Annotated in this window: 9 protein-coding genes and 1 pseudogene; 1 reads left to right on the top strand and 9 read right to left on the bottom strand. The window is 63.1% G+C overall.

The features are described from left to right. Positions 1-419, bottom strand: a 419-nt coding sequence (locus AC5RWX_RS26595) for a DUF3145 domain-containing protein (protein WP_494099270.1), incomplete at its 3' end; no start/stop codon positions are given. Positions 420-1275: 856 nt separating this feature from the next. Between AC5RWX_RS26595 and AC5RWX_RS26590 the strand changes: the two genes are divergently transcribed. Next, a complete protein-coding gene (locus AC5RWX_RS26590) occupies positions 1276-2256 on the top strand; it encodes a transglycosylase domain-containing protein (RefSeq protein ID WP_494099269.1) in 981 nt (326 codons plus the stop codon). A 679-nt stretch (positions 2257-2935) separates the two neighbouring features. Here AC5RWX_RS26590 and AC5RWX_RS26585 read toward each other — a convergent pair. From AC5RWX_RS26585 to AC5RWX_RS26550, 8 genes and pseudogenes are all read right to left on the bottom strand, one after another. Further along, complete coding sequence (locus AC5RWX_RS26585) at positions 2936-3862, bottom strand: tyrosine recombinase XerC (protein ID WP_494099268.1); 927 nt, start codon at positions 3860-3862, stop codon at positions 2936-2938. Between the two features lie 92 nt (positions 3863-3954). Next, complete coding sequence (gene dprA / locus AC5RWX_RS26580; protein WP_494099267.1) at positions 3955-5154, bottom strand: DNA-processing protein DprA; 1200 nt, start codon at positions 5152-5154, stop codon at positions 3955-3957. Next, a complete protein-coding gene (locus AC5RWX_RS26575; protein WP_494099266.1) occupies positions 5151-6695 on the bottom strand; it encodes a YifB family Mg chelatase-like AAA ATPase in 1545 nt (514 codons plus the stop codon). The genes dprA and AC5RWX_RS26575 overlap by 4 nt, the downstream gene beginning before the upstream one ends. Continuing rightward, complete coding sequence (locus AC5RWX_RS26570; protein WP_494099265.1) at positions 6696-7052, bottom strand: YraN family protein; 357 nt, start codon at positions 7050-7052, stop codon at positions 6696-6698. 132 nt (positions 7053-7184) lie between these two features. Then, positions 7185-7511: a DUF2469 domain-containing protein gene (locus AC5RWX_RS26565; RefSeq protein WP_256248678.1), complete on the bottom strand. Its 327-nt coding sequence runs from the start codon at positions 7509-7511 to the stop codon at positions 7185-7187. 52 nt (positions 7512-7563) lie between these two features. Then, positions 7564-8412: a ribonuclease HII gene (gene rnhB, locus AC5RWX_RS26560; protein WP_494099264.1), complete on the bottom strand. Its 849-nt coding sequence runs from the start codon at positions 8410-8412 to the stop codon at positions 7564-7566. A gap of 2 nt (positions 8413-8414) precedes the next feature. Next, entirely contained in the window at positions 8415-9221 is an 807-nt protein-coding gene (gene lepB / locus AC5RWX_RS26555) for a signal peptidase I (protein ID WP_494099263.1), read from the bottom strand. Then, positions 9222-9409: pseudogene (locus AC5RWX_RS26550) on the bottom strand (signal peptidase I); the annotation flags it as partial.

Here is a 9409-nt window from a genome sequence, read left to right as displayed (position 1 = left end):
AAGGCGAGTGACAACTCGTGATAGACGGCGGCGGGGTCGCCTGCCCCCGACTCGTAGGCGTAACGGATTCTGTCTTCAGAGACCATGATGTTGCCATGAACATCAGTAACGGCATGGAAGATGCCCAGTTCGGGCGTATGGGACCAGCGGCCGCCGTCAACACCCTGGCTGGGTTCCTCGGTGACCTCATAACGCAGGTGGGCCCAGCCGCGCAACGCGGACGCCAATTGGGCGCCCGTCCCGGGGGCGCCTGTCCACGAAAGCTCAGCCCGGAACATTCCGGGTGCAGCAGGCTGAGGGGTCCACTCAAGATCCGTCCGCTTGTCCACGACGGAACCAATGGCCCACTCGACGTGAGGGCACAACGCGGTAGGGGCTGAGTGAACAAACAGCACACCACGGGTCATTGCAACAGACATTCCATCCTCCATAGCTCTAGGTACGTCTTCCCCAACGACCTCTGCCTGGATGGAACTGCTGTCCTTGTTGTGCGGTGCAACTCCTTGCCACTTATTCAATTGTTCAGATTAAGCAGCGTCCGGACTTGCTGGTCCGCAGGAAGCAAAGGTGCTTCAAGCGGGACTTGAAAGTTGCCGGACGTGACTCTTATTGTGCCGTACGCCGCGTAATTACGCCAGTGCGATTCGCGATTGCGGTTCAGGCCCAACGACTGTTTCTGCTAGGCCCTGGGATGTGCCTGCTGGTAGCTTCTCCGCAGCCGGTCCACCGACGAGGCCACCCGAGAAGGCAACTCCGAATTTGTCCTTCGGGCGGTAGACGCTGCGGATCAATCTATTAAAGAAACCCCAACTCACGGCGAACATTCCAATTCCCAGTGGATCCTTCTACACCGGCTGCAACGCTTGTTAGCCGCAGACATGAAGAAATCATCAATGCGCTTGACCATCTGAGGTTATAACGCCCCTATTAGGTAGTCGGGGGTATACCTGGGATAGCCGGGACTTCCATCGGCATAGTAATTTAGGCCTTCATCGTCGTACCGCCCCCCCTTTAGTCCGCTTATAGGCTTACTTAGATAGGTCATGAAGCTCTATCCAGATGCAATTGTTTCTTGCTTGAATGTAGCCGGTTATTATGAGGCACGGGCCCCAAATAAGCAAGATTATTCTGAGCCGAAATGAAATGGGCAAGGGCATGGGCTCCGCTGAATGACCCACGGGGTACGCTCGCGCTGTTCCCATATTGAGCGTATGCTTCTCCAACTCCCCTTCTTCTCCCAGGGGTCTTCTGTATCCATCCATCGTGGAGCCAAACATGGAGAACGCATTCGCCCCAAGCACCCTTGAAACGCAATCCCTCATCGAGCCTCAGACGATCCAGGCGAACAGGCCAGCCGAGGCTCCCCCGCCAGAACCAGCAGCGCCACCCCCGTCAGTCCGGCCGCCAGCAGCGCAGCGACCGAAGCGCAGGCGGTTTCGAAAGTGGCTCGCCAGGTTCGCGATCCTGGTGGGCTCCTTCCTGCTCGTGACGCAGCTCGCGGCCGTGGCCTTCATCTGGATTACTCCCCCGCGGACGTCGTACATGCTGCAAGAGGGCGAGCCCGTAATCTACCAGTACGTCTCCCTGGACCACATCAGCCGGTACATGCTCGCTGCCACCATCGCCCACGAGGACCAGGAGCTAGGCCCCCGGGTGGGCGGATTCGATATAGAGGACTTCAAGGCAAGAGCAGAGGCGCACTTGGCCGGCAAGGAAGATCCAAGTGGTTCGACTATCCCTCAGCAGCTCGTGAAGAACATTTACCTCACACCTGATGAGAACGCCATGAGAAAAGGCATTGAAGCAGCCTTTGCCACGCAGTTCGCTTACACGCTTTCGGATCAGCGCGTGCTGGAGCTTTACCTGAACTACGCCCAGTTCGGACCAAAGCTGTTCGGCATCTGTGCTGCCAGCTGGTACTACTTCAACACCCCACCCTGGTCTATGGCGCCAGAGCAGGCCGCCCTGCTGATGGGCATAGTGCCCTTTCCCAGTGAAATCCTGCGTCGGCCGGAAGGCGGTGCCTACGTTAACAAGGACACTCACCCGAGAACTTGGGACAACTTGAACGGCGCGGCTAACTGGTGGGTACCTAAGCAGATACAAGGTATGGGCGGATGGGAAGCTGCTGTTGCTACCGTCGGAATCACTGATACTGCGGCAGATCATCAAGCAGAAAGGGACAGCAAAGACGCGTGTTCCACGATGCCGGATGCCGTACGCTCGCGGCTGGTGACGGAGGGGCACCTCCAGTAACTACAACACGTTTACGATAGTTGGCACCAAGCGTGAAAATCCACTCACCTCGTCCGCATTCAGCTTGGAAGTACCCCCAAAGATGTTGACAAAGTCCGCTAGCGTTGCCGCTCTCGCTATAGCCGTAGTCGATCGCGTCTTGCTCAAGCTTCATGGATGCGAGATGAGCTCTTCGGTCATGACGTAGAGGAGTTGGCCGACAGCTTCCTCGAGGACCGGTGAACTGGAGACGGCCATCCGAGACCTCCCATTCCTCCACACAATGAACAAAATGGACCAGGCTCTGATCGTCTGGTATTTCCACGTAACCGTCGCGCTCTACGTAACTTCTCTGATTTTGAATATCGGCACTGAAACTCGGCGATTGGTGACGTCATCTCAGCACTCGGGCTCGGCGGAATTGTTGCGGGAGCGGCGACCGGGGAACTCACCATAAAGGCTCTCAGCAAATTGCCGTCCGAAGACATAGAGCACTTCTAAGATGACGACGTAAGTGAGCCTGCAGACGAAGTGACGGCAGTAAAGCCTGGGCAGTGGCCGCGCAAGTGGTACAGAGATGAGAAGTTCGGGCGCGAAGTCACGGCTCGTTCCGTGTCCGGCCTCATAGTCGTCATACTACGCCGCGTAATTACGCCAGTGCGATTCGCGACTGCAATTCAGGCCCAACCACTGTTCCCTGTTAGGCCCTGGGATGGGCCTGCTGGTAGCTTCTCCGCAGCCGGTCCACCGAGACATGCGTGTAGATCTGGGTGGTCGCGAGGCTGCTGTGGCCCAGGATTTCCTGGACGGCACGGAGATCGGCGCCGCCGTCCAACAGGTGTGTCGCTGCGGAGTGGCGAAGGGCGTGCGGGCCCGACGCGGAGGTGTCCCCCAGGGCCTCGAGGAGCCCGTGGACTATCTCACGGACCTGCCGTTGGTCCACACGGCCGCCCCGGGAGCCCAGGAAGAGGGCGGGTCCGCTGTTCGCCCTAACCAGCAGCGGCCGGCCGCGCCGCAGCCAGTCGTCCAAAGCCAGGGCCGCCGGCACGCCATAGGGGACAGTGCGTTCCTTGTTTCCTTTTCCGATCACCCGCACCGTGCGTCGGTCGGGGTCCAGGTCATCGACGTCAAGCCCTGCCAGTTCGCCGACCCGGATTCCGGTCGCATAGAGCAGTTCGACGATGGCGCGGTTCCGCACAGGCAACGGCTCACCGCCGCCGGCGGCTTCTTCCAGGCCGGTCAGAAGCCGCGTCAGTTGCTGCGACTGCAGGACTCCCGGCAGGTGGCGTTCCTTTTTAGGAGCCTTGAGCCGCAACGCCGGGTCCGAGCTGATGCGCTCTTCCCTCAGGGCCCATGCAGTGAAGGCACGGACTGTGGCGGCCCTGCGGGCAAGGGTGGAGCGGGCCACGCCCGCCTGGCTTTGTGTCCCCAGCCAGCGCCGGAGGCTTCCCAGCTCAACGTCCTCCAGCCCGACTGCACCTTCGGAGGCAGCGTGTGCCAGAAAGCTGCGCAAGTCCCCAAGGTACGCGCGCAGCGTATGCACCGATACGGCCCGCTCCCCCGACAGGTAGCTCGAGAAGGCACCTAATGCCTGGCTCAGCTCCCGAGGCAATTCCTCGTTGTCCACTCTCCTACTGTCTCAGGTGTCACCGCGGTTCAGAGGACTGACACGGCACGCCCCCGTCAGCGTGAGTCCTGCTTACGGTTACGCATCCCCCGCTAAGCCGTTGCCTTGCCCCGTTTCCAGCCGCCTCTTTCGGAGACCGCCAGCCCGAGCAACCCGAGCCGGCCCAGTCCCGCCCGGACGGATTCCTGGCTCAAGCCGGCCACGGAAGACAGTTTCTCAACCGAGGTGGTGGAGCGCAGCGGCAGTGCATCCAGGATGATCAGGTCTTCGAGGGTCAGCCCGTCCTGGACTTCGGCTCCGGCCCGGCGCGGCTGCGGCAGCCCTGCTCCACTGGGCGCTGCGAGCTCGACAATCTCCGCAGCGTCCGTGACGCAGACAGCACCGCCGTCCCGGAGCAACCGGTGGCATCCAGCCGAATTAGCACTATGCACGGAACCGGGAACAGCCCCGACAGCGCGGCCGAGCGTTTCCGCGTGGTGGGCAGTGTTCAGCGCTCCGGACCGCCACCTGGCCTCCACCACAACAGTCACAGAGGACAGGGCTGCGATAAGGCGGTTCCGTTGCAGGAAGCGGTAACGGGTGGGTGCCGACCCGGGTGGAACCTCCGCGATCACTGCGCCCTGGTTGCAGACTGCACGGAGGAGATCCTCATTGCCCGATGGGTAGAACCGGTCTACGCCTCCGGCCATCACAGCGATGGTTGGCACGGCGCTGGATCCGCCAGCCAACGCGGCCCGGTGGGCATGAGCGTCGATGCCGTAGGCACCGCCAGAGACAACGGTCAGGCCGCGCTGCGCCAGGGAGTATGCAATATCCCCAGTCACCGACGCGCCATAGCTGGTGCTGTCCCGGGACCCGACCATCGCGATGCAACTGTCCCCGCGGGGAAGAGGCTGCTCCTGGCCCCGCCACCACAGGCAGATCGGTTCCTGGATACCAAGGTCGGCCAGCTGCACAGGCCACAACTCGTCCGATGGAATAATCAGCCTGCCGCCGAGCCGTGCCATGGTCGCGAGGTCCCGCTCGGGAGCGAGGTCTGGAATACGGGGTTGCCAGCGTTTTAAGGATGTGGTCATCCCGGCCCAGCTGGTGGTGGGACCATTGTCCTCGAGCAGGGAGGTGATCTCCTGCTCCAGCTCCGGCCCGGAGCTAACCTTGCCGGTAGCTATCCGAAGAGCATCCACAGCGCCGCATACCTGCACGAGAGCCAGGCCTGCCGCATCCTGGGGCTCCATGAGCCGGGCAAGTGCGGCACGGGAAAGCCGTTCTGCCTCCACTGCCGTCCCCTTCATGCCGCCACCGCCGCTGCCTGCCGCAGGCCCAGGGCCTGCCCGATATCGTTCATGTCAGGTCTTTCCCGAAGCCCAAGATCTGCCAACGTCCAGGCCAAGCGCAGGACGCGGTCGTAGCCACGGGCCGTGAGGACACCCCGCTCCAGCGAATGGTCGAGGATGCGGGTGGCGCCAGGTGGCAGCCGAAGTTCTCCCCGCAGCACACGGCCCGGTACCTGCGAGTTCGTTTCCAGGTTGAAGGGAGCCAACCGTTCAAGCTGCCGACCGCGTGCATTCCGGACGCGGGCAGCGACGGAAGCGGTATCCTCCTCCGCACACCTCTGACCGAACTCCGCCAGGGAAACCCTGTCCACCTGCAGCTGGATATCCACCCGGTCCAGGAGCGGCCCGGACATCCTGGCCAGATAGCGTCTGCGCATCACCGGCGTGCACGTACAGTCGAGCCCTTTGCCGGATGCCTTGCCGCAGGGGCAGGGGTTGGCCGCCAGGACGAGCTGGAACCGGGCAGGATAGGCAGCAGTGCCTGCGGAGCGGTGGATCACCAGCTCACCGCTCTCCAGCGGCTGGCGCAGGGCGTCAAGCACCCGGCGCTCGTACTCCGGCGCCTCGTCAAGGAACAGGACGCCCCTGTGGGCACGGGAGGCGGCGCCGGGCCTGGGGAGGCCGGAGCCGCCGCCGATGATTGCGGCCGCCGTCGCGGAGTGGTGCGGGCTTTCAAAGGGCGGCCGCCGCAGCAGTTGGACCGCAGTTGATGGCAGGCCGCAGAGCGAGTGGATGGCGGTGACTTCCATCGCCTCGTGGTCTGCGAGGTCCGGCAACAGCCCGGGAAGGCGCTCTGCGAGCATTGTTTTGCCTGCCCCCGGCGGGCCGGTGAGAAGCAGGTGGTGGGCTCCCGCCGCTGCCACTTCCAGAGCACGCCGGGCATCACCCTGGCCGGAAACATCCGCCATGTCCGGGTAGGTCCCTTCGTCCTCAGCGCCATCGCGGGTGTGTTCAGGGTCTTCCGGTTCGAAGTCGAGTGCGAGTTCCTGCGGGTCCGCCCCGGAATCCAAAGCGAGCCGGGCAAGGGTGCGGTATCCCCTGACGTTGGCGCCAGGCACCAGCGCAGCTTCCGCGAGGTTCGCCTGCGCCACCACGATGTCCGGATAGCCCGCCTGTACGGACGCCATAACGGCCGGGAGAATACCCCTGACCGGGCGCAGCCTGCCGTCCAGCCCCAGTTCGGCGATGAAGACCGTATTGCCGGTGGGTCTGATGTCGTTCGCGGCGCGGAGCACGGCCATGGTCACTGCCAGGTCGAAGCCCGAGCCGCGCTTGGGAAGTGAGGCCGGAATGAGGTTTGCTGTGATCTTCCGGCGGCTCAGCGGGATCCCGGAATTCTTTGCGGCGGACCGGATGCGTTCCTTGGCCTCATTCAAGGAAGCATCCGGCAGTCCAAGAAGCACAAATGCCGGCAAGGTCTGGCCGATGTCAGCCTCTACCTCCACGATGTACCCGTTCAGGCCCACCAGGGCGATGGAGTAGGTTCTGCCAAGGGCCATTCAGCCCACCCCCTTGAGGTGCTCCACCACGGGTTCGCCGCCGCCGTCGTCCACGACGCCGATCACGTCCACCCGCCGCAGCGGCATCCGCAACTCCCTGTCCCGGCACCACGCGGAGCCGAGCCGGTGCAGGCGGGCGAGTTTCTCAGGGCCCACCGCTTCAAAGGGGTGGCCGTAATCGAGGGAACGGCGGGTCTTGACTTCGGCAATAACCAAGGCGTCGCCGTCGAGGGCCACAATATCGATTTCGCCTTCGCTGCAGCGCCAGTTGCGCTCCAGGACGAGCATGCCCAGGGACTCAAGGAAGCCAACGGCAACGTCCTCGCCGTGCCGGCCCAACAGGTCTTTTGATTTCATCTCTACCTCCACAACCAGCCTGTGACAGCGTGGTTGCGGAGGTAAGGGAGCTCAGCCCATATGTGGATTAAGGCCGGTCAACAGCCGTTGTGCAGGAAGAGTCGCATGGGAAACCCCTAGACCCGCCGGGAGCTACTGGCCCAGGTCAACGTCCTTGGGCATGGCCAGTTCCTCGTTGCGCGGAAGCTCTTCCACATTGACGTCCTTGAACGTCAGGACACGGACGCTTTTAACGAACCGCGCGGAACGGTACACATCCCAGACCCAGGCGTCCTGCAGCGTCAGGTCAAAGTAGACCTCGCCGTCCGCGCTGCGGGCCTGCAGGTCTACGTGGTTGGCAAGGTAGAAGCGCCGTTCGGTCTCGACAACGTAGCTGAACAGTCCGACGACGTCGCGGTATTCACGATAGAGCTGCAGCTCCATGTCGGTCTCATAGTTTTCAAGATCCTCAGCACTCATGAATCCATCTTGCACCATGTCCGGCGCCGCTGGCGCCCGAGAGCGGCCAGAGTCAGTCTTCGATGCCCGCTTCGTCCTCTGCGGCTTCGTCCCCGCCGGCAGGCCCGCAATCCAGCAGTTCCCCGCCGAGGAGGCGCCAGCTGACGCGGTGGTAGGGCGTGGGCCCTGCCGCGCGGAGGACATCACGGTGCAGCACGGTGGCGTAGCCCTTGTTGATGTCCCACCCGAAGTCCGGGTATTCGGCATGCAGCTCCCGCATCATCTTGTCCCGCTCCACCTTGGCGATGACGCTGGCGGCGGCAACGCTCAGGCATTGCATGTCAGCTTTGATCTTGGTGTGAACCGGGGCGTCGCATGCCGCTTCAAGCACCGGCTCGTCGAACAGCGACAGCTGGTCAGCGGGCGAAAGCCAGTTGTGGCTGCCGTCCAGGAGTACGAGATCGGGTGTGACTCCCGCGGCGATAATCTCCTGCCAGGCCCGTGTTCCCGCAAGGCGCAGTGCAGCGATGATGCCAAGCGCATCAATTTCCTGCGCCGACGCGTGGCCCACTGCGGACGCCACGCTCCATCTGCGGACCAGCGGATCAAGCCGTTCCCGTTCCGCCGGGCTCAGCAGCTTGCTGTCCTTCACGCCGGTTAGCGGCTTCTGGCGCTCCAGGTCAACAACGGCGATGCCCACGCTCACGGGACCCGCAAGGGCGCCGCGTCCCACTTCGTCGACGCCTGCCACCAGCCGCACCCCTTGGGCCTTGAAGGTGCGTTCGTGCCTCAGGTTGGGCGCCTTGGCCGGGCCCTTGGCCGCCTTCGTGGAACCGGCGCCTCCTTTTGCGCGGCTCGCCTTTGCAGGGCTCGTTTTCACCGGACCGGCCGTTGCGGAACTGGCTTGAACTGCGGAGGACATGGTCAGGGGGCCGCCGGCACGTTCCGGAACACGTCCGGATAGTTGCCGAGGGTTGTGATCCGGTTCAGCGGCCAGGCGATGACGGCGGCCTTGCCTTCGAGGTCTGCGATGTCGATAAACCCGCCGTCGGAATCCATGTGGGCCCTGGAGTCAGCGGAATGGTTCCGGTTATCGCCCATCACCCACACCTTGCCTTCGGGGACAGTCACATCGAAGTTGCGGACCTGCGGGACCTCAGCCGAATTGACGTAGCTTTCGTCAATGGCGGTCCCGTTAATGGTCAGTTTACCGCCGTCGTCGCAACAGACCACGTGGTCCCCCGGCAGCCCGATGACCCTCTTGACCAGGTGCTGCTCGGAATTGTCCGGCAGGAGGCCAACAAAGGTCAGGCCGTCCTGGACCCACGTGAATGGCCCTTCGGGTTTTTCCTCGGCCGGCGGAAGCCAGCCCTTGGTGTCGCGGAAGACCACAACGTCACCCCGGCTCAGCGAAAAGGGTTCCGGCACCAGGAGATTGACAAAGATCCGGTCATCGATGTCCAAAGTGTTGACCATGGACTCTGAGGGAATGAAGAACGCGCGGAACAGGAAGGTCTTGATGAGGAATGAGAGCACGACGGCGATCACCACCACCGTAGCAATCTCCTTCAGCCAGGCAAGCACCTGGCTCCCACCAGAGTTCTCGCTTGCTTTGGCGGCGGCCCGGCTTTCTGCCGGCGCGGGAGCGGGCGCGTCGGGACCAGCGTCGGCCCGGGAATCCGAAGCGCCGTCGGGGCGCGGTTCGGGTGTCCGCGCGTAGTTCTCGGGCATTTACTGTCCGTTCTCTGTTATGGGTCCTGCCGCTGCCGGCCGAGGTACTTCAGCAAATCTATCAAGCGGCCAAAGGATCTGGACCGGCCTGCCGATCACACGGTCCACCGGCACCATCCCCCCGCCGGGAGCACCCAGCAGGCTCCGGGACTCGGCAGACAACGACCTGTGGTCACCCAGCAGCCACA

It is taken from the genome of Arthrobacter sp. SPT-J7, assembly GCF_059089965.1.
This window is presented reverse-complemented; position numbering and strand designations above follow the sequence as displayed.

What these genes read in the sequence shown, in the direction of transcription:
- AC5RWX_RS26590 (WP_494099269.1), top strand. Translation starts at nt 1,276, where the DNA reads ATGGAGAACGCATTCGCCCCAAGCACCCTTGAAACGCAATCCCTCATC.
- dprA (WP_494099267.1), bottom strand. Translation starts at nt 5,154, where the DNA reads ATGAAGGGGACGGCAGTGGAGGCAGAACGGCTTTCCCGTGCCGCACTT.
- AC5RWX_RS26575 (WP_494099266.1), bottom strand. Translation starts at nt 6,695, where the DNA reads ATGGCCCTTGGCAGAACCTACTCCATCGCCCTGGTGGGCCTGAACGGG.
- AC5RWX_RS26570 (WP_494099265.1), bottom strand. Translation starts at nt 7,052, where the DNA reads ATGAAATCAAAAGACCTGTTGGGCCGGCACGGCGAGGACGTTGCCGTT.
- AC5RWX_RS26565 (WP_256248678.1), bottom strand. Translation starts at nt 7,511, where the DNA reads ATGAGTGCTGAGGATCTTGAAAACTATGAGACCGACATGGAGCTGCAG.
- rnhB (WP_494099264.1), bottom strand. Translation starts at nt 8,412, where the DNA reads ATGTCCTCCGCAGTTCAAGCCAGTTCCGCAACGGCCGGTCCGGTGAAA.
- lepB (WP_494099263.1), bottom strand. Translation starts at nt 9,221, where the DNA reads ATGCCCGAGAACTACGCGCGGACACCCGAACCGCGCCCCGACGGCGCT.